15 protein-coding genes are annotated in these 18950 nt (G+C 64.1%); 10 read left to right on the top strand and 5 right to left on the bottom strand.

From position 1 onward, the window contains the following. Nucleotides 1–7: 7 nt before the first annotated feature. Entirely contained in the window at nt 8–2245 is a 2238-nt protein-coding gene (locus GRI89_RS06075; protein ID WP_235912833.1) for an EAL domain-containing protein, read from the top strand. Between the two features lie 83 nt (nt 2246–2328). Beyond that, nucleotides 2329–4146 carry a translation elongation factor 4 gene (gene lepA, locus GRI89_RS06070; RefSeq protein WP_159793251.1) on the top strand — a complete coding sequence of 606 codons (1818 nt, stop codon included), beginning with the start codon at nt 2329–2331 and terminating at the stop codon, nt 4144–4146. Nucleotides 4147–4220: 74 nt separating this feature from the next. Here the strand turns inward: lepA and GRI89_RS06065 are convergent, their stop codons facing one another. Beyond that, entirely contained in the window at nt 4221–4952 is a 732-nt protein-coding gene (locus GRI89_RS06065) for a hypothetical protein (protein WP_235912832.1), read from the bottom strand. Nucleotides 4953–5103: 151 nt separating this feature from the next. Beyond that, complete coding sequence (locus GRI89_RS06060; RefSeq protein WP_159793247.1) at nt 5104–6129, bottom strand: methyltransferase; 1026 nt, start codon at nt 6127–6129, stop codon at nt 5104–5106. Between the two features lie 235 nt (nt 6130–6364). Between GRI89_RS06060 and GRI89_RS06055 the strand changes: the two genes are divergently transcribed. The 6 genes from GRI89_RS06055 to GRI89_RS06030 all read left to right on the top strand — a co-directional run bounded on the left by GRI89_RS06055 (nt 6365) and on the right by GRI89_RS06030 (nt 13144). Beyond that, nucleotides 6365–6676 (top strand): UrcA family protein, encoded by a 312-nt coding sequence (locus tag GRI89_RS06055; RefSeq protein WP_159793245.1) that lies wholly within the window; start codon nt 6365–6367, stop codon nt 6674–6676. Between the two features lie 141 nt (nt 6677–6817). Then, nucleotides 6818–8116 carry an OprO/OprP family phosphate-selective porin gene (locus GRI89_RS06050; protein WP_159793243.1) on the top strand — a complete coding sequence of 433 codons (1299 nt, stop codon included), beginning with the start codon at nt 6818–6820 and terminating at the stop codon, nt 8114–8116. Nucleotides 8117–8223: 107 nt separating this feature from the next. After that, the gene (locus GRI89_RS06045; protein WP_159793241.1) at nt 8224–9138 is read left to right on the top strand and encodes a CmcJ/NvfI family oxidoreductase; all 915 of its coding nucleotides are present in this window, start codon (nt 8224–8226) and stop codon (nt 9136–9138) included. An 87-nt stretch (nt 9139–9225) separates the two neighbouring features. Further along, nucleotides 9226–10320: a hypothetical protein gene (locus tag GRI89_RS06040; RefSeq protein WP_159793239.1), complete on the top strand. Its 1095-nt coding sequence runs from the start codon at nt 9226–9228 to the stop codon at nt 10318–10320. 35 nt (nt 10321–10355) lie between these two features. After that, nucleotides 10356–10805: an META domain-containing protein gene (locus GRI89_RS06035; protein WP_159793237.1), complete on the top strand. Its 450-nt coding sequence runs from the start codon at nt 10356–10358 to the stop codon at nt 10803–10805. Between the two features lie 11 nt (nt 10806–10816). Continuing rightward, nucleotides 10817–13144: a mechanosensitive ion channel domain-containing protein gene (locus GRI89_RS06030; protein WP_159793235.1), complete on the top strand. Its 2328-nt coding sequence runs from the start codon at nt 10817–10819 to the stop codon at nt 13142–13144. Here the strand turns inward: GRI89_RS06030 and GRI89_RS06025 are convergent. Next, the gene (locus GRI89_RS06025) at nt 13141–14436 is read right to left on the bottom strand and encodes an APC family permease (RefSeq protein WP_159793233.1); all 1296 of its coding nucleotides are present in this window, start codon (nt 14434–14436) and stop codon (nt 13141–13143) included. The genes GRI89_RS06030 and GRI89_RS06025 overlap by 4 nt on opposite strands. Nucleotides 14437–14572: 136 nt before the next feature. Here GRI89_RS06025 and GRI89_RS06020 point away from each other — a divergent pair, with 136 nt between their 5' ends. Next, a complete protein-coding gene (locus GRI89_RS06020) occupies nt 14573–16033 on the top strand; it encodes an FAD/NAD(P)-binding protein (RefSeq protein WP_159793231.1) in 1461 nt (486 codons plus the stop codon). A 176-nt stretch (nt 16034–16209) separates the two neighbouring features. Next, complete coding sequence (locus tag GRI89_RS06015) at nt 16210–17826, top strand: putative bifunctional diguanylate cyclase/phosphodiesterase (protein WP_159793229.1); 1617 nt, start codon at nt 16210–16212, stop codon at nt 17824–17826. Nucleotides 17827–17834: 8 nt separating this feature from the next. On the opposite strand, the gene GRI89_RS06010 is transcribed toward GRI89_RS06015, so the two are convergent. Both GRI89_RS06010 and GRI89_RS06005 read right to left on the bottom strand, forming a co-directional pair. Continuing rightward, on the bottom strand, nt 17835–18479 hold the full coding sequence (locus GRI89_RS06010) for an O-methyltransferase (RefSeq protein WP_159793227.1): 645 nt from the start codon (nt 18477–18479) through the stop codon (nt 17835–17837). Nucleotides 18480–18599: 120 nt separating this feature from the next. Continuing rightward, on the bottom strand, nt 18600–18950 hold a 351-nt coding region (locus GRI89_RS06005; protein ID WP_159793063.1), incomplete at its 5' end, for a DUF6152 family protein.

The following is an 18950-nucleotide window of genomic DNA, read 5'->3' as shown; positions in this document are numbered from 1 at the left end:
GACGGCGATGCGTCGATTTCTGAAGGGTATCGGCGGTAAGAGCTCCTCACCAGAAGGAGCTTCGGCCGACGGTTCCGAGCGCCCGCTGATGCCGATCGCGATGGCTGATGGAGCCAGCCGCCTGCAGCTCCTCGACGAATTCGAGGCTGGCAACATCGGCTGGTTCTGGGCCACCGACGACCAGAACCGGCTGATCTACCTTTCACCTCCTGCAGCGGCGACCTTTCAGGCGAGCCACGAAGACCTGATCGGCCGCCCGCTGGCTTCGCTGTTCACGCTCGAAGCCGGCGATGACGAAGAGGCGGCTGAACGCCCGCTTCCGTTCCTGCTTAGCGCGCGCACCAAGTTCGCCAACATGATTGTTAAAGTCGATGCCGGCGGCGAAACGTGCTGGTGGACGATCACCGGCAAACCCTATCTGAATCCGCAAGGCACATTCTTGGGATATCGCGGCGGCGCCAAGGACATCACCGCCGATTTCGAACGCCAGCGCGACAACACCCGCGCGGCGCAATTCGACTCCCTCACAGGTCTCGCCAACCGCAACCGCATGACGCGGCGGCTTACCGCCATTCTCACGGCCTACAAGGTGGCCAAACGTTCGTGCGCACTGTTGATGCTCGACCTCGACCGGTTCAAGGCTGTCAACGACACGCTCGGCCACCCGGCCGGCGACGAATTGCTTAAGCAGGTTGCCCAGCGCCTCGAAAGGATCGTCGGTACAAAAGGCGAAATCGGCCGCCTCGGCGGCGATGAATTCCAGATCATCCTGCCCGACATGGACGATCGCGGCGATCTCGGCGACCTAGCTCACCGGATCATCCAGATGATCTCGCAGCCCTATTCGCTCGACGGCAGCCGCGCGATCATCGGCACCTCCGTCGGCATAGCCGTCGCTCCTTACGACGGGATCGAACCATCCGAACTAGTCAAGGCCGCCGACCTCGCCCTCTACGCCGCCAAGGGCGGTGGGCGCGGACAGTACAGGTTCTACTCGAACGACCTCAAGGACATCGCTCACCAGCGCCGGGAGATCGAGGAAGACCTGCGCGACGCGCTGTCGCGCGGCGAACTGAAGATGCACTACCAGCCGGTGGTTTGCGCCAAGACCCACAAGGTCAAGGGTTTCGAAGCGCTGATGCGTTGGGAACATCCCGAGCGCGGTTCGATTAGCCCGGCCGTGTTTATCCCGATCGCCGAGGAAACCAACCTGATTATCGCGCTCGGCGAGTGGGCCATGCGTCAGGCGTGCGAGGATTCTTCTCAGTGGCCCGGCGACCTGACCGTCTCGGTCAACGTGTCGGCGCAGCAGTTCTCTACTGAGAATTTGCCGACTCTCGTCACAAACGCGCTTTCCTCGTCGGGCTTGAAACCGAGCCGGCTTGAGCTTGAGATCACCGAAAGTGTCTTCATGGGCGATGCCGCGGCAACAGATGCCATGTTCGCCAAGCTTAAGAGGATCGGCGTGCGCCTGGCGCTCGACGATTTCGGCACTGGCTATTCGTCGCTCGGCTACTTGCGCAAGGCGCCTTTCGACAAGATCAAGATCGACCAGTCGTTCGTTCGCGGTTCGACCGAGCCGGACAACTCCAATTCGGCGATCATCGCTGCCATCGTCAGCCTGGCCAATGCGCTCGACATGGAGACCACCGCTGAAGGCGTCGAGGCGATGGACGAACTGGCCCTCGTCCAGAAGCGCGGCGCAACATTGATCCAGGGCTTCATCTTTTCGCGGGCCGTGCCGCAGGAGGAAGTCCTCGAAAAGCTCAGTGACGGCAACTTCATCTACCAGGCGAACGGACCGGAGAAGCAGCGCTCGCAGCGCCGCACCGTATTCCGCCGCATAGGGGTGATCCACGAGGATCACCGCTACGACGCCGTGCTGCGCAATCTCTCGCGCACTGGGGCGATGATCGAGGGATTGCTCGAAGTCCCGGTTGGCACCGACCTTGTGCTCGACCTCGGCGAAGGCCAGCTCGCGATATGCCGCGTGCGCCGTTCGCAGGACGCGACGCAGGGCGTCGAATTCGAAACTCCGCTGGTCAGCGACGGGTCGGACGGCCTGTGCACGCGACACCGCATCTCGCCCTACGCACTGGCCGCCGCAGGCATGCCGCTCGCAGCGCTGCCGCCGGGCCACTATTCGCTGCCCGAACGCCGCAATGCCTCACATAGCGGCCAGCGATCCGAAGGCCGCCGCTTCGTGCAGGTCGACGTCGCAATGGGAGCAAGCCGCGCGGCCTGATCCTTCCTGTGTGTGCTTCCGCGCTGTGCGCTACTTGAGCACAATCTGCTGACAGAGCGGGGCGAGGCGGCTAATGGCGCGCCATGACCGACCTATCGTTGATCCGTAACTTCTCTATCATTGCCCATATCGACCATGGCAAGTCGACGCTCGCCGACCGGCTGATCCAGTTCACCGGCGGGCTGACCGACCGCGAGATGAGCGAGCAAGTCCTTGATAACATGGACATTGAGCGCGAACGCGGCATCACCATCAAGGCCCAGACGGTCCGCCTCAACTACACCGCGCACGACGGGAAGACCTACGAGCTCAACCTCATGGACACCCCCGGCCACGTCGACTTCGCCTACGAAGTCTCGCGCAGCCTCGCCGCCTGCGAGGGCGCATTGCTGGTGGTCGACGCGGCGCAGGGCGTGGAAGCGCAGACGCTCGCCAACGTCTACCAGTCCATCGAGCACGACCACGAGATCGTCCCCGTCATCAACAAGATCGACCTCCCCGCCGCCGAACCCGACAAGGTCCGCGCCGAGATCGAGGACATCATCGGCATCGACGCCAGCGAGGCGGTGCTCACCTCCGCCAAGTCGGGCATCGGCATCGAGGACGTGCTCGAGGCGGTGGTCGCGAAAATCCCGCCCCCCAGCGGCGACCGCGAGGCCCCCCTGCGCGCCCTGCTGGTCGATTCCTGGTACGACCCCTACCTCGGCGTGGTCATCCTCGTCCGGGTCCTCGACGGGGTCATCAAAAAGGGCCTCAACGTCAAGTTCATGCAGGGCGGCACCGAGCACCTGATCGACCGCGTCGGCTGCTTCACCCCCAAGCGCGCCGACCTCGCCGAAATCGCCGCCGGCGAGATCGGCTTCATCACCGCGCAGATCAAGGAAGTCGAACAGGCCCGCGTCGGCGACACCATCACCACGGTCAAGCACGGCGCCACCCAGGCGCTGCCGGGCTACAAGGAAGTCCAGCCGGTGGTGTTCTGCGGCCTCTTCCCGGTCGACGCCGCCGACTTCGAGAAACTGCGCGAATCCATCGCCAAGCTGCGCCTCAACGACGCCTCCTTCTCCTACGAGATGGAGACCAGCGCCGCGCTCGGCTTCGGCTTCCGCTGCGGCTTCCTCGGCCTCTTGCACCTCGAGATCATCCAGGAACGCCTGAGCCGCGAATACGACCTCGACCTCATCACCACCGCGCCGAGCGTCGTCTACCGCATCCAGCTGCGCGCCAGCCGCACCGAGGACGCCGGCGAGATGCTGCTCCACAACCCGGCCGACTACCCCGACCCGAGCCGCATCGAGACGATCGAGGAACCGTGGATCAAGGCGACGATCTACACCCCCGACGAATACCTCGGCGCGATCCTCAAGCTGTGCCAGGACCGCCGCGGCATCCAGCGCGACCTGACCTACGTCGGCGGCCGCGCGCAGGTGACCTACGAGCTGCCGCTGAACGAGGTGGTGTTCGACTTCTACGACCGCCTGAAATCGATCAGCCGCGGCTACGCCAGCTTCGACTACGAACAGATCGGCCTGCGCGAGGGCGACCTCGTCAAGATGAACATCCTCGTCAACAACGAGCCGGTCGACGCGCTCAGCCTGATCGTCCACCGCTCCGTCGCCGAGGAACGCGGCCGCGGCATGTGCGAGCGCCTGAAAGACCTCATCCCGCGCCACCTCTTCAAGATCCCGATCCAGGCCGCCATCGGCGGCAAGGTCATCGCCCGCGAAACCATCGCCGCCCTGAGGAAGGACGTGACCGCCAAGTGCTACGGCGGAGATATCACGCGCAAGAAGAAGCTGTTGGAAAAGCAGAAGAAGGGGAAGGCGCGGATGCGGGAATATGGGAACGTCTCCATCCCGCAGGAGGCGTTTATTGCGGCGTTGCGGATGGGGGAAGAATAACCGAAGGCCAGCGGTGAGGGCCTTGCATTGGGCGGCGCGGCGTTGTCCGCCCGCGCCGCCCTACCGTCGGTTCCTCAGCGGCAGTTGCGCTTGCGGACGACGTCGATGTTCTGGACGTTTCCGCTTTCGGTGCGGACGCGCAGGCAGGTCTCGCTGCGCGGCTGCCAGTACATCCGCTCGTGGCCCGAACTGAGCTCGTCCTTGCCCTGGTAGAGGAAGCCGCGGTTGCGCAATTCGGAATCGGCATAGTCGTTCGACCGGCCGACGAGGTCACGCCAGCCGCCATAGCCGTAGGAACCGTTGCCGTTGCGCGCGCGCATGCCGGCGCCGTAGCCCTCGGAGTACTCGTTGCCGCTGCCGTTGTAGCGGCGGCCGGCGTAACCGTCACCGTAGCCCTGGTTGTAGAGGTGGCCACGATTGTTGTCGTAGCGATCCTTGTCCTTGTCGCCGCTGGTGGCGAGGGCGATGGCGCCGATGAGCGCTGCCGCGCCGACAGCGACGGCTATGGCCGTGCCGTCATCGTTCTTGCCGCAATCCTTGCTGCCGACTTCGTCAATCGCTGCGTAGCGCCCATCGGTGGTGTAAACACGCACGCACTTCTTCTTCGAGCTGTTCCACCAGTAAACGTACTTGCCGTTCGAGGCTTCCGACCACTTGTCGGTTGCCTGCCAACCCCGGGATTGCAGCTCCGATTCACCGCTGCTGCCGCGCATGCCGACGACATCGCGCAGCCCCGACGGTGTTGAGGCGATTGTTGCCGAGATGGGCGTCACGACAAGTGCGGCGGCGCAGGCACACGAAATCATTCCACGCAAGCTATGCATACGAACACTCCCCAAGCTGGACGCAGCCCCCTCCATGGCTCAAGTTGACGCCACGGTGTCGCGCCAGTCCTATGGGCATACATCTATTTGCGACAGAGCGTAAGTCTTTGCGCCGGTTGGCCCAATCATGCCTCTAGGGCTTACGCGCGCTGACAAGTGAGTAATAGCCGCCGCCGGTGCGCTGCGCGGAAACATCGGTAAAGCCCGCACCTTCGAGAATGACCTTGAACTCGGCGAGGCTGAACTGCTTGCCGAGCGTGCCGGTGAGCATAAGCAGGCTGAACGCGGCGGCATGGAACGGGCCGGTGTAGTCGTCGTTCATCAGGATTTCGTTGAGGAAGATCCGACCGCCCGATGGCAGCGCTGCAAAGCTGCGGGCGGCAAGATCGGCGCAGGTCTCGTCGCTCCAGTCGTGGAACACGTTGGAGAAGAAGTGCGCGTCCGGTCCGTCGGGCCATTCCTCGGTGAACATGTTGACGCTCGCCGTTCCGACCCGGTCGCCGATACCGGCCGCGGCGACGTACTTGCCCGCCTCGAAGGCGACCTCCTTGAGGTCCATCAGTGTCACGGCGATGTCCGGCCAGGCCTTGGCGATCTCGATGCCGTAGACCCCGCTGCCGCAGCCGACGTCCATCAGGTGCGTGACCTCGCCCCAGACCGGCATGCGCGCGGCGCCGAGAGCGGGGGCCTGGCTGTGTGCCTGCATGAAGCGGGCGATGTTTTCGGCCACTTCCTGCGGCATCGTGCCCTGTTCCCACCCGACCGGGCGTTCGTCGGTCCCGCTGGCCGGGCGCTTGCCGGTGCGGATCGATTCGAGCAGTCGGCTGCGCAGGTGCTCGTTGCGATCCATCGCGTCGAAGAAGTGGCTCCAGTTGCCCTTGCCGTCGGGGTGGAACCAGGTGCGCGCCAGGCTCGTCGCCTGCCATTTGCCCAGTCTCTTCTCGACGTAGCCCATGTCGCATAGCGCAGCGAGGAACATGGCCAGCGCCCGCGCGTCGAGTTTGAGCTGTGCCGCCAGGTCTTCGGTCGTCAGTCCCTTGTCGGAGATGGCCGGGAACAACTCCACCGCGATCGCGGTGTTGAGGATCGGCAGCTTGAACATGCTGAGCCAGGCATCCCAGATTTCGCGATCGTCGACGGTCGGCGGCAGTGCGCTCATCCCGAATCTCCCCCTATTTGACTTTATCCAAATCATGGCCGGGCGAACCCGCCGGCGCAATCGGGAAATGCCTGCGAGAGGTACTGAGAGTCATCCGGCGTTCATCGATGTCGCGGGATCCCGGTGCAACGCTACATTCTGCGCCAATTTACGCCAATTTGCTCGTAGTCGGCCGCGGTCCGGAGCCTATCTTTGGTCATGCAGCAGGGATTAAACGAAATTCAGGATTTTCCCCATGACCAAGTTTGTCTTCACTTCCGCCACCGTCGCCGCTCTCGCCTGCGCGCCTGCGGCCATTCCCGCCCAGGCACAGGACCTGCGCGTGCCGATCGAGTTTGACACACGCGATGTCGCCACGCCCGAAGGCGCAAGGCAGTTGGCCAAGCGTATCGATCTCGACGTCAGCAGGGCCTGCGGCCGGCTGAGCGAAGTTCGCGACCTGCAATCGGCCGACCGATGCCGGACCGGCTTGTTGGCCGACGCTGCCGCCCAGCTTGAGGCGAAGGGCCTCATGCTCGCCGCGCGCAACATCGAGAAAAGGTCCTGACCGGCGCGGCCGGCGCGGGCGTTCCGTTCGCGCCGGCCCGCGATAAGGCAAGGCCGGATTGAGGTCGGATCGGTAATTCACCCGATATTGTGGCGGAGCGATTGGGACGATCCAGACGCAAATCACGTCGGGGCATCGACCATGCTGAGCCGCGCTTGCCGTAAGCCTGTCTTCTTTCCCATCGCGCTGGCCACGGCCTGTGCGTTCGCGCTTCCCGCCAGGGCGCAGAATACGGAATCGCTGGAAGAACCGATAGGCGATCACACCGGGAAGGACGTTGCGACCGTCAACGAGACGCCGCACTACATCATTCCCGACTTTCCCCCGCACAAGGCCCCGGATCCGGACAAGCCGCTGCCGTTCATCAAGATCAAGTTCGGGCTGGTCGGGATCGGCGACTGGACCGATTTCCACCAGGACGCGAACAACATCGCGCAGATCGGTGTGCAGGACGACGAATTCCAGGTCCGCTCGGCCCGCTTGACTGTTTCGGGCTCGATTGGCGGGGAATATCGTGTGAGCTTCCAGGTGAGCGGCGAGTACAAGGGTTTCGCCTCCGATCCGGCGCAGGACTGGCAACTGACCGACGCCGCGCTGACCTTCCCGCTGGGCGCCAACGCCAAGTTGACGGTGGGCAAGACCAAGGAGACCTTTTCCTACGAAATGGTCGGCGATTCCGCCAACCTGCCGCAGAACGAACGCGTGCTGAATCCGTTCTTCGTCTCGCGCAATTTCGGTTTCAAGATCATCCAGGTCCTTGGCGAGGACAAACGCGCGACGATTGCTGTCGGCGCCTTCAGGGACAAGTGGGACTTCAACAGCACCACCGACCGCGGGTGGGACTACACGGTCCGCGCCACCGGCCTGCTATGGGATGTGCCTGACCAGAACCAGTTCTTCCACATTGGCCTGTCCTACCGGCACGTCGCGGCCGACGGGACCATCCGATACAAGGGTCGCGCCGAAACAAATGCCGGTGACAATGCGGTGGATACCGATACTTTCGCCGCCGACAACGCCAACCATTTCGGCGGCGAGGCACTGTTCAACGTTGGCCCGGTCTCGTTCCTCGGCGAATACATCCTCGCCAAGGTACATTCGCCGTTCTACGGCGATCCCAAGTTTACGGGCTGGTACATCACCGGCAGTTGGGTCCTGACCGGCGAAACGCGTCCTTACGATCGCAACGTCGGCTATGCCCGGCGGGTGATCCCGAAAGGGCGCTGGGGCGCTCCCGAACTCGTCGCCCGCTATTCTCAGGTCGACCTCGACGACAACGGCATCAACGGCGGCAGCTTCAAGAAGACCATGCTGGGCCTCAACTGGTGGGCGACGACCCGCTGGAAGTTCGGTGTGACCTGGGGCCACACCTGGCTCGACCGGGACGGCCTCACCGGCGAAAGTGACACGATCCTCACGCGTATCCAGTGGGTGTTGTGACCGGCTGACCTGCCGGCGTAGCGGGGCGCCTGCACGCTTGCGCAACGCGCTTGCCCAATGCACAATCGTAACGAACGATAGAATAGTTCGATACGGAGAGACCCGCCATGGCCACCGCCGCGATCCCGTACGACGACATCGAGGACTCTGCGCGCCAGGTGCGCACCATGATCCGCTTCGTCGATCCGGGTGATTTCCTTACTCGCCGCTACGTCAGCGCGGGCAAGGAGATGAACACCGGGACCTATTCCGACCACGAGGTCACGGTGCGCGACGGGATGCCGATGCGCGACCACTTCGAACTCGACGTCCATGGGTTCCGCATCGCCAGGTGCCCGACGGCGGTCACCGACTTCCACGACAAGGAGATGGTCGAGCGGCTCTACGAAAGCGAGGTCGAGGCGGCGGTCAAGCGCTTGACCGGCGCCGACAAGGTCGTCGCGCGGGGCTGGATGCTCCGCACCTCGGCCGACCTGACCGAGCACGCCAGCAAGAAGGTCGAAGGCTACACGCACTCCGGCGGCCTGCAGCCTCCGGCGGGCGAGGCCCACGTCGACACCAACACCGCAACCGCGCGGATGATGGCGGATGCGACATACAAGAAGCACTTCCCCGATGGCTCAGGCTACAAGCGGTTCCTCGTCAGTTCGTTCTGGCGCACCTTCTCACCCCCGCCTCAGGACGTGCCACTGGCGGTCTGCGACGGGCGCACCAGCTTCGGCGGCGAAGAGAAATCGAACACCCTGTTCATTGTCGACGAGTTCCCGAGCGAGGAAGACGCGCAGAAACCGGTCGAGGGCGAGGACAAGATGCTCGCCGCCTCGATCTTCAGCCACAATCCGGCGATGCGCTGGTGGTACTTCTCGAACATGCAGGCCGACGACGCGCTGCTGTTCAAGTTCCACGACAGCGACCACTCCAAGACCTGGCGCTGCCCGCACACCGCCTTCATCGACCCGAGCTTTGCCGCTGCGAACATCCGCGAAAGCATCGAGTGCCGCAGCGTGGCGTTCTGGGAGTAGGGCAGCTTCCGGCAGAGGCAACCTTTTGGAATATTGCCAGGTGCCCGGGCGCGGTGCACACTGCCACAACTCTTGGGGAGTGTCTCTATGGCCGGATCGGGAGCGCAGGTGGCAGCTTTGCCTGAGGCAACGCTGTGGAAGATACGGATTGCCGCAATCCTCTGGGCCCTGTTGATCATCGGCTGCCTGCTGGCCTTGCCAGTGATGTTCGACGCAACCGCCGTGCTGGTTGTGCTGGCGATAGTGCTGGCGGTTCTCCTCGGCGCCGCTTTCGCCTGGCTCTACCGGCGTTTTGCCGGGCCGGTGCACGGCTTCCTGCACGATTGGCTCAAGTTCGCGCTCGCCACGTTCTGCGTGCTGTGCATCCTTTGCGCGGCGCCGATCTACTTTATGGCCGTCAAGGCCGAGACCGATCCCGCGCTGCTGCCGCGCGCTGTGCTGACGAACGGCGAGAAGACGGTCGTCTACCAGGGCATGATGCACATCGGGTCCGAGCCGTTCTACAAGCAGGTGGTCTACGATGCCGAGCAGGCGCTATCGGACGGCTATGTGCTCTACTACGAGGGTGTCCAGCCAAACCCGGCCGGCGACAAGTGGTTCTCCGACAACCTTGCGGGCGGGGGCGACCTTTCGGCCAACTACAAGATGTTGGGCGAGACCTGCGGCCTGCAGTTCCAGCTAGATTACTTCGGCATGCTGCAGAAGGACATGAAGGAGCATCCCGACCGACATGTGGCGGCTGATGTCGATACGCTCGATATGCAGAATGAATTCGAGCGGCTGATGAAGACCGATCCGACCTTTGCCGCCGGATACGCGAAGGAACGCGCCGCGGAGGCCGAGGCCGGCAGCACCGAAGTGGGAGCTGTCAACGTCGCCGAAACGCTGACGCCCGACCAGAAGAAACTCAGCGGTTACGTCTGCCGCTACATGATGAGCAACATCGCCAAAGGCGGAAGCGATCCGCGCCAGATCGAAAAGATCATTCTCGATTTCCGCAATCGCAAGCTGGTGGAGCGGATCGTTAGCGACCCGCATGACAAGATCTACATCACCTATGGCGCCAACCATCTCAAGGGGATCATCCCGCTGCTTCAGAAAGCCGATCCGCGCTGGACGGTTGAATCGGTGACGTGGATCAGGCCATTGCAGTCGCCCAAGTCCTACGAGGGGGAAATCTGAACGGGCCGCAGCCTATCGTTATGAAAGGAAGTGCCATGACACGCCATTTCGCAATTGCCGTAGCAGCTGTGTCCGCGCTCGGCCTCGCAGGGTGTGCCACCACGCCAGACGGGGGCGCGGCGGAAGGGCTGGCAGGCACTTCGTGGAAGCTCGTCTCCTTCCAGTCGATGGACGATGCGCAGGGGGCAACCAAGCCCGCCGCCGGGAAAGACTACACGCTGGCGTTTGGCACCGACGGCAGGGCAGCAATGCAACTCGACTGCAACCGCGGCTCGGCCAACTACAGTGTCGGCAACACGAGCGCGACTGGAGGATCGCTGACGTTCGGGCCTGCCGCCGTCACCCGCGCCCTGTGCCCACCGCCCGACATGGGCGAAATGCTCGCGGCGCGCCTTTCCGACGTGGCGAGCTATACCATGCGTGACGGTCACCTGTTCCTCGCCCTGAAGCTGGACGGGGGGATTTTCGAATTCTCTCCGAACTGAAGCCGAAGCCTGTGCTCCGACACCTGCTGGCCGCCTTGCTGGCGGTTGCAACGGGCCTGCTGCTGCAAGCACCGCTTGCCGCCGCCGCACCCGGCCCGGCATCTACGGCAGCAGCACCAGCCGTAGAATCCAAGAGCGACGCGCTACGTATTCGCGAGCGGATCGAGGCACTCGAGAAAAGGCGCGCCGAACTCGCCAAGCTGCGCGACAGCACCAAGGTCATGAGCGAGAAGCGCAGCCTCGATGCGCTCGTGCTCGATGCGTCGATCAAGGACCTCGGACCGCGCCCGGCCGAAGGGGAAACGGAATCCCCGCTGATCGAGAGCGAGCGGCTCGATCTCGAAACCCGCCTGCGCAGACTCGAAGCGCCGCGTCTCGCAATTCGCCGCGACTACTTGCGCTACCAGATACAGGTCGAGCAGCTCGACGACGAGATTTCCGATCTCAAGATGGACCAGCTCTTCGCTCGCTCACCGACTCCGCTTAACCCTGCGGCCTGGGTCTCCTTCGCCGGCGAAACGGGGAGCAAGCTTGCCGCCTTGCGGTCGGGTGAAGAGCAGACCGGCCTCGGCGCACTGCTGGCGACATTCGTGCCGATGATCGTCGGTCTCGGGCTGACCTATTACGTCCAGCGATACTGGCTCAAGTTCGTGCGCAGACGACTTGAGTTGAGCGAAAGGAGGATCGCGGTCTTCGGCTATTCGATTGCGCGCGACATTGTCCTGCTGGCAATCCTGCTTGCCGGTGTCGGCGCCACGACTGCGCTTGCGTTGTCGTTGGCGACAAGTCCGGAGATGGCCAACTTAGCGGCATCGATCATGCTCGTGATCGGCCTGCCTACCGTGATCGCCTACTGGCTGGGTCAGAGCCTGCTGTCGCCCGATGTCCCTCAGATCCGCGAGCTGCAAATCACCAATTCGGGCGCGCAGAAGGCGCTGGTCGTTTTCATCCTGCTTGGCGTGGTGATCAGCCTCGAGGCGGGTCTCGAACTGGTCGAGGTCACCAATCCCTACGGCGATCGCGCGGCGTCCGTTGCGCCATTCCTGCTGATACTGGCGATGGCGTTCCTCCTGTTCCGCCTCGGCAGCGTGCTCAAGGCATCGCGCGTGCAGCCCGAGATTTCACCTGAAGGGACGGAAAGCAGCCTGGAACTGCCCGAGGCGCACCAGGACGTGCAGTTCGTGCCGGTGCTGGCAAAGGCCATGGCGTTCGCCGGCATAGCTGCGGTGGTGACCGGCGGCATCGGATACATCGCGCTGTCGCGGCAGATCCTCCTGCCGACGATCGAGACGCTGACCGTCGTTGCCTTTACGCTCATCACCTGGCGGCGCCTTTGCCAGCTCAGCGATGGCTTCATCGACCGCCTGCGCCCGGAAACGCCGCGCAACCACCCGGTGGCCCATTTCCTGATCGCGGTGGCCTTGCTGCTGGTCGCGATGCCGTTCATTTCCACATTCTGGGGCGTGCGCGCGGCGCAGATGCTCGACTTGCTGGCCTACCTGCGCGACGGCATCCAGATCGGCGACATGCAGATCTCGTTCAAGACGGTGGCGATCTTCTTCGGGGTGTTCCTGGCCGGCTACGTGATCACGCACTGGACCCAGCGGATCCTGCAGTACACGCTGTTCTCGCAGATCGGCCTCGACGAAGGCACGCGCAGCGCGCTGGTGACCGGGGTCGGCTATGTCGGCTTGCTGCTCTCGCTGCTGGTGGCGATTGCCGCTGCGGGCCTCGACCTGTCGAGCCTGGCGATAGTCTTCGGCGCGCTCTCGGTCGGCATCGGCTTTGGCCTGCAGTCGGTGGTCGCGAACTTCGTCAGCGGGATCATCCTGCTGATCGAACGGCCGATCAAGAAGGGCGACTGGATCACCGTCGGTTCGGTCAGCGGCGTGGTCGAGAAGATCGCCGTGCGCGCCACGCGCATCAAGTCGTTCGAGCGCGACGACGTGATAGTGCCCAATTCCGAACTGATCGCCGGCATCGTCCACAACAAGACCTTCGCCGACACCAACGGCCGCGTCGAGCTGGTGATCGGGATCGCCTACGAGAGCGACGTGCGCAAGGCGATGGAACTCGCCAAGGCAGTCACCGAAGCGCACGAGAACGTGATGTCCGAACCGCCGGTGAGCGTCACGGTGACCGAACTTGGCGCCAGCTCGCTCGCGCTCAGGGTCTTCGCCTACATTGACGACGTGCGCGAGATGGGACGTGTGCGCTCTGAACTCTACCTCACGTTGCTGGAGAAGTTTGGCGCGGCGGGGATCGAGATTCCCTTCCCGCAGAACGAAATCCGTTTTCGCGACCCGCATATCGCCGAACGGCTCGCGCCCGGGAGCTAGGCCGCGGGCCGGGCGGCCTGATCACGCCGGGTCCACCAGTAGAGCGGCAGACCGGCCAGCATGAGCGCGAAGCTCCACAGGTCGGCCTCGAGCCCGGCGCCCCACAACGTCCACAACGAGTAGGCAACACCGACCACGGCGAATGGCCTCGCGACCTTCAGCCGCCACGCCGCCATTGCCATGACCAGGTAGAACCACAGCGCCCCGGAGGTCGTCAGCAGCAGGAAGAAGTCGAACAGCCCGTGCATCGACCGGCTGCCGTTGAGCAGGAGGAAGACGCTGGCGATGACCGAGCCGGTCACTAGTGCGCGGCGCGGCGTGCCTTGCGCGTCGGTCACCCCGAACCAACCGGGCAATTCGCCTTTCTCGGCCATGGCACGTGGCATTTCGCCCTGGATCAGGATCCAGCCGTTGATCGCTCCGAAGCAGCTGACGATCGCGAACACGGTAACCAGCGCCGCCGGTCCCGCACTCCAGTAGCGTTCGACGAACGTGGCAAGCGGCGCGGCAGAGGTGGTGGCGACGTCCTGCGGCAGCATCAGGGCGACGGCGGAACATACGAACAGGTAAATCAATCCCGTCAGTGCGGTGCCCCACATCGTCGCCCGCGGGACGTTGACCTCGGGATTGCGCACCCGCTCGGCCGCGACGCCCGCCACCTCGAAGCCGAGCAGGGCAAACAGCGTCAGCGTGGCGGCGCCGGAGATCGCGGAGAAGGAGATTTCGTGCGACTGCAGAGGCGCGACTTCCGCATTCCCTCCCGCAAGGAGGGCGGCGGCAATGACGATTACCATGACCAGTGGGATCAGCTTGATGGCGAGCGTCAGCACCTGGAAATCGCCCGCCGAACGTACACCCCGCAGGTTGATGAGCGTAATCGCCCAGACGATCACCAGCGCACCGATGGCGGGGCCGAACGGCACTGTCTCGATGCCCGGGAACAGGTTCGACAGATAGCTAATGGCCGCCACGGCGACGGCAACGACGCCGACCCAGACGGTGACGAGATAGATCCAGCCGACCAGGAACGCGGTCAGCTTTCCGTAGGCTTTGGTGATGCAGCCGACGAGGTCGCCCGCTTCAGGCACCTGCCGCGTCAGGCAGGCGACGACCCAGGCCAGCACGAGCGACCCTCCGATGGTCACGATCCAGCCGCCAATGGCGTTCCAGCCGTAGGGCGCGAGGCTCGCCGGCAGCAGGTAGACCCCCGAGCCGATCATGTTGCCCATGACGAGGGCGGTGGCGGCGATCAGGCCGAGCTGGCCCGTTCTTTTCGAGCCGCTCTCGCTCATGCGGCGCGGATTTCTGAACAATTGTCGGTCATCTGGCACCCCCGCGTAAACCATGCGGAGGAATTGCCACCACCGCAACGACGTTTTGCATCCCCGGCTTGTAGCAGGTCGGCGGTTGCGCCAACCATGGCTGGCGATGGCAGCACCGCGGATCATCATCGTCGGGGGCGGGTTCAGCGGCGCAACGGCAGCCGTGCAACTGGCGCGCACGATCGCCGGACCGCTCGAAATCGTCGTGATCGAGCCGGCTGCCTCGATCGGGCCGGGATTGCCCTACGACACCGCCGACCCGTCCTACCGGCTCAACGCCATATCTCTGGCGCATTCGATCGACGTCGCCGATCCATGGCACTTCACCCGCTGGTTCGATGCGCAGGGCCTGCGTAAGAGCGATCCCGGCGCGGGCGTCGCCAGCGGTGAGGTCTTTGCGCGCCGAAGCGACTACGGGCGCTATCTGAGCGACACGGTGGCGGCGCACGCTGCTATGCCGAACGGCACGCGGATCGGCCACGTGCGGGGCAGGGCAGTGGATTGCGTAATGGACGGTACGGGCGCGACCGTGGTCCTCGACGACGGTAGCAAGCTGGCCGGCGAGCAGGTCATCCTGGCCACGGGCAATCCACGTTTCCGTCATCCGGCGGCGATGACGGGCGCTGTTGCTGGCCACCCGGGCATCCACCTCGATCCGCTGCATGCAGGCACTTCCGATGTCGCGCCGGATGCGCGGTTGCTGGTCGTGGGAGCGGGTCTGACAGCGCTCGACATCATCGCCTCGCTCCTCGGGCGCGGCCATCGTGGGACGATCACCGCGATCTCGCGCCACGGTTTACGTCCCCAGCCGCAGCCGGCTCGAATCGTCAGTCCGCTGACCGACCTTCCACCGCCGCCGGTCATCCCGCTCGACCTGCTGGAGAGCGACTTGCCCGATTACCTTGCAGCGGAGGACCTGAGCGCACTCTCAATCCTTCGCGGCGTCCGCAAGCATGCCGCAGAAACCACGGCGGAAGGGCTCGGCTGGCAGGCCGCGTTCGACGCGATGGCGTTTCCCTTGTCGCGCATCTGGCCGCGCCTGCCGCTGGCCGAGAAGCAACGCGCGCTGCGCCACTTGCGCGCGCAATACGACGCGCACCGCTTCCGCACCCCGCCGATGACCGACGCCCTGGTGCGCGCGCACGAAGCGCGCGGTCAGGTGGAATTCCGCAAGAGCCGGCTGGCCGGCCTCGAACCGACGGCAGAGGGGGCATTGCTCGCCACGTTGCAAGCGCCAGGTGGAAGCCGCGAAACGGTCACCTTCGATGCGGTCCTCAATTGCACCGGCTTCGACCGCGCGAGCCAGTTCGATAACCCTCTGCTCTTCGCTTTGCGCCGCAAGGGTATGCTGACCCCGCACTCGACCGGCTTCGGCATCGTGACCGATGCGGATAATCGTCTTGTCTCGGAGCAGGGCAGGGCGGCGCCATCCCTGCGCGCCATCGGTCCCCTGACCGCCGGAATGTTCGGAGACCCGCTCGGCGCGTTCTTCATCTCGGCGCAGGTGCACCGGCTGATCCCAGGTCTGGCGAGCGATCTGGGCATGGAACTCGCACCGGTCGGCTAGCGCAGCATTCAGCCGTCGGTCCGAAGAGATCCCGTCCGGTTTGAGATTAATGCGATCCGGTAATTCGAGCGAATACTTGCCCATGCACCGCTACTAATACTGTTGGTTTCAGGCCCTTAACCGAATATATACACCGTCAACCTAAACCCTCCCATGCAGAACCGCGGGAGGTTGCGATGGTCGGGGGACCTGGAGGAATCGCTCCACGCGTCGGGTTGTTCAGCGATGGTCGCTGGATCACGGGCACAGTGGCGCTGTTTGCGATTGCCGTCTTTACCTACACGGGGTCGCGTATCCTGCCGCTCATCATTGCCGGAAATGATGCTGCGTCCGCCATACGGCCCGACGACGTAACCGGCTTCCTGCTCAACATCGCCCTGATCGTGTTTTCATGGAAACGCTCGGTTGCGCTCAAGCGGGCCAGCGCCGAACGCGACGCCGCGCTCTCCAAGGCGCATGATCTGGCCTACATCGACGAGGTCACCGGCCTGTTCAACCGGCGCTACATCCGCGAACGCATTGCCGAATGCCAGGCCGCGGGCCTGCCATGCGCGCTGTTCCTGCTCGATCTCGATCGCTTCAAGCGCGTCAACGACCTCTATGGCCATGCGGTCGGCGATGCCGTGCTCACGGTTGCGGCAAAGCGGCTGCGCAACGCCTGTCCTCCAGATGCAAGTTGCGCGCGCCTGGGCGGTGACGAATTCGCCGTCTTCTTCGCTGGAGACGACATCGCCAGCAAAGCGCTTTCCAATGCGGCCGAAGAGATTGTCATGACGCTGCACGATCCGGTCAGCGTGAAGGGCATCGTCGCGGTTATCGGCGGCTCGATCGGCATCGCCATCCAGTCGAAGAATTGCAAGGATCCCGGCGAACTCCTCAAGCGCGCTGACATCGCGATGTACGAAGGCAAGCGCCGTGGGCGCAACTGCTTCGTGTTCTTCGATTCCGACATGGAGATCGAACTGGTCAAACGCAACGAACTTGAAGCCGACATTCGTCGCGGCATCCGGAGCGGAGAGTTCGTGCCCTACTTCCAGCCGATTCTCGACCTGAGGAGCGAGGAAGTGGTCGGGTTCGAGGTGCTGGCGCGCTGGCTGCATCCCGATAAGGGCATGCTCGAACCGAGCGAGTTCATCGCCATTGCCGAAGACACCAGCATGATTTCCGATCTCTCGCTGAAGGTCATGCAGGACGCGCTCGAGATCACCCGGGACTGGCCGTCAAGCTACAAGATCGCCGTCAACGTATCGCCGATGCAATTCAACGACCCGATGATCGCGGAGCGCCTTCTCAAGGTCCTGACCGCAACAGGATTTCCCCCGGCGCGGCTGGAGCTCGAGATTTCCGAAAAGTGCCTGCTGACCGATCTCGATGCAGCCATGGCGACCGTCACCAGCCTGAAGAACGTCGGGATCGGCATCGCCGTCGACGATTTCGGCAAGGGTTACCTGTCGCTCACGCAACTTCAGGCGCTTCCCTTCGATCGCATCAAGATCGATCACCAGTTCATCCTCTCGCTCGAAGAGGGCGGGACGAGCAATGCGCTGGTCAAGGCTGTGGCGACGCTGGGCAAGGGACTCAAGTTGCCGATCACGGTCGAGGGCGTCGAGAATGCGGAAATCCGCAACCACCTGGCCGATCTTGGATGCGAGAACGCCCAAGGCTGGCTCTACAGCAAGGCGCTCACTGCCAACGAGGTCCGGATAGGCTTCGGGTTCAGCGCTCGCAAGCCGCCCGAAGGGAGCAAGGAATCGGACGTGCTGCCGCCCGAGGGGCGGCTCGCGGCCGGCTGATTTCGCTTCTACAGGCTCGCGTTCCCCGCGCTCCATTTCACCGTCAGTTCGATGCCCTGTCCGACCGGCAGAAGCGCCGTCTGCAGGTCTCCTTTGGCAGCGATGGCCGCGCGGAGTTCGCGGGCGTTGGGGCGGGCGGCTTCGGGGCTGATCATGTTGTCGGTGCAGACCACTGCCTCTTCCGACAACCTGGGATAGACCGCCTCGAAGCACGGGACGTAGAGGTCCTTCCAGATATCGAGCAGGACGAAGTCCCACGGGCCGTCGTCCTGCGCCAGCAGTTCGATGGCATCGCCGCAGCGGAAGTCGACATTGTCGGCGAGGCCGGCGCGTTCGAGCTGGGTGCGGGCATGGGCCTGCTTGTAGTCGGCAAGATCCATCGTCACGACCTCGGCTCCGACCTGCCGCGCTGCGTCGGCGAGGAACAGCGTCGAATAGCCGTAGGACGTGCCGAGTTCGCAGATCCGCTTCGGTGCGCGGGCGACGATCAGGGCGTGGAGCAGCCATGCCGCCTCTTCGCCGACCGGCAGCAGGAACTCGTCGCGCCGGGCGAACATTTCCGCGCCAAGCTCGCGTGCCTTCACGCCATCGGCCTCGTGCCTCGCGGCATATTCGGCAAACACTGCCTGCACGTCGGGATCGTCGAAGGTCATGGCGTCTGGTCTCCTCTAGTACCGCTACCTGACATGCCTCGGCGCACGAAGAAAGGCCCGCGAGCGCGAACTCGCGGGCCTTCTTTTCGTCAGGCCCTGTGCGGGCCTGGCGGGGGGTACCTAATTGCCTTCGGCGCGCTTGGCGGCGGCGGCGACCGCTTCGGTCGTCGGGTTGCCGAGCGAGAGCTCGCGGCCGTCGGGGAAGCTGATTTCCGCGGCGCTGGCGCGGGTATCGCCGTCGCGGGCCTGGAAGGCCTGGACGATGATCTTGGTGCCGGCCGGCAGCGAGTTCCTGTTCCAGCCGCGACGCAGCAGAGCCGACGGGGCACCGCCCTCAACGCGCCAGACCTGGCCGTTGGGAAGCTTGATGTGGATCCACGAGTGGGGGTTGACCCACTCGAACTTCACGACCGAGCCTTCCAGCTTGATCGGCTTGTTACGGTCGAATTCAGCGGCGAACGAGTGGTGGGC

Source organism: Croceibacterium salegens, from assembly GCF_009827435.1.
Lineage (GTDB): Bacteria > Pseudomonadota > Alphaproteobacteria > Sphingomonadales > Sphingomonadaceae > Croceibacterium_B > Croceibacterium_B salegens.
The sequence above is the reverse complement of the archived record's forward strand: the minus strand, read 5'-3'. Positions and strand labels throughout refer to the sequence as shown.

What these genes read in the sequence shown, in the direction of transcription:
- GRI89_RS06075 (WP_235912833.1), top strand. Translation starts at nt 8, where the DNA reads ATGCGTCGATTTCTGAAGGGTATCGGCGGTAAGAGCTCCTCACCAGAA.
- lepA (WP_159793251.1), top strand. Translation starts at nt 2,329, where the DNA reads ATGACCGACCTATCGTTGATCCGTAACTTCTCTATCATTGCCCATATC.
- GRI89_RS06065 (WP_235912832.1), bottom strand. Translation starts at nt 4,952, where the DNA reads ATGATTTCGTGTGCCTGCGCCGCCGCACTTGTCGTGACGCCCATCTCG.
- GRI89_RS06060 (WP_159793247.1), bottom strand. Translation starts at nt 6,129, where the DNA reads ATGAGCGCACTGCCGCCGACCGTCGACGATCGCGAAATCTGGGATGCC.
- GRI89_RS06055 (WP_159793245.1), top strand. Translation starts at nt 6,365, where the DNA reads ATGACCAAGTTTGTCTTCACTTCCGCCACCGTCGCCGCTCTCGCCTGC.
- GRI89_RS06050 (WP_159793243.1), top strand. Translation starts at nt 6,818, where the DNA reads ATGCTGAGCCGCGCTTGCCGTAAGCCTGTCTTCTTTCCCATCGCGCTG.
- GRI89_RS06045 (WP_159793241.1), top strand. Translation starts at nt 8,224, where the DNA reads ATGGCCACCGCCGCGATCCCGTACGACGACATCGAGGACTCTGCGCGC.
- GRI89_RS06040 (WP_159793239.1), top strand. Translation starts at nt 9,226, where the DNA reads ATGGCCGGATCGGGAGCGCAGGTGGCAGCTTTGCCTGAGGCAACGCTG.
- GRI89_RS06035 (WP_159793237.1), top strand. Translation starts at nt 10,356, where the DNA reads ATGACACGCCATTTCGCAATTGCCGTAGCAGCTGTGTCCGCGCTCGGC.
- GRI89_RS06025 (WP_159793233.1), bottom strand. Translation starts at nt 14,436, where the DNA reads ATGAGCGAGAGCGGCTCGAAAAGAACGGGCCAGCTCGGCCTGATCGCC.
- GRI89_RS06020 (WP_159793231.1), top strand. Translation starts at nt 14,573, where the DNA reads ATGGCAGCACCGCGGATCATCATCGTCGGGGGCGGGTTCAGCGGCGCA.
- GRI89_RS06015 (WP_159793229.1), top strand. Translation starts at nt 16,210, where the DNA reads ATGGTCGGGGGACCTGGAGGAATCGCTCCACGCGTCGGGTTGTTCAGC.
- GRI89_RS06010 (WP_159793227.1), bottom strand. Translation starts at nt 18,479, where the DNA reads ATGACCTTCGACGATCCCGACGTGCAGGCAGTGTTTGCCGAATATGCC.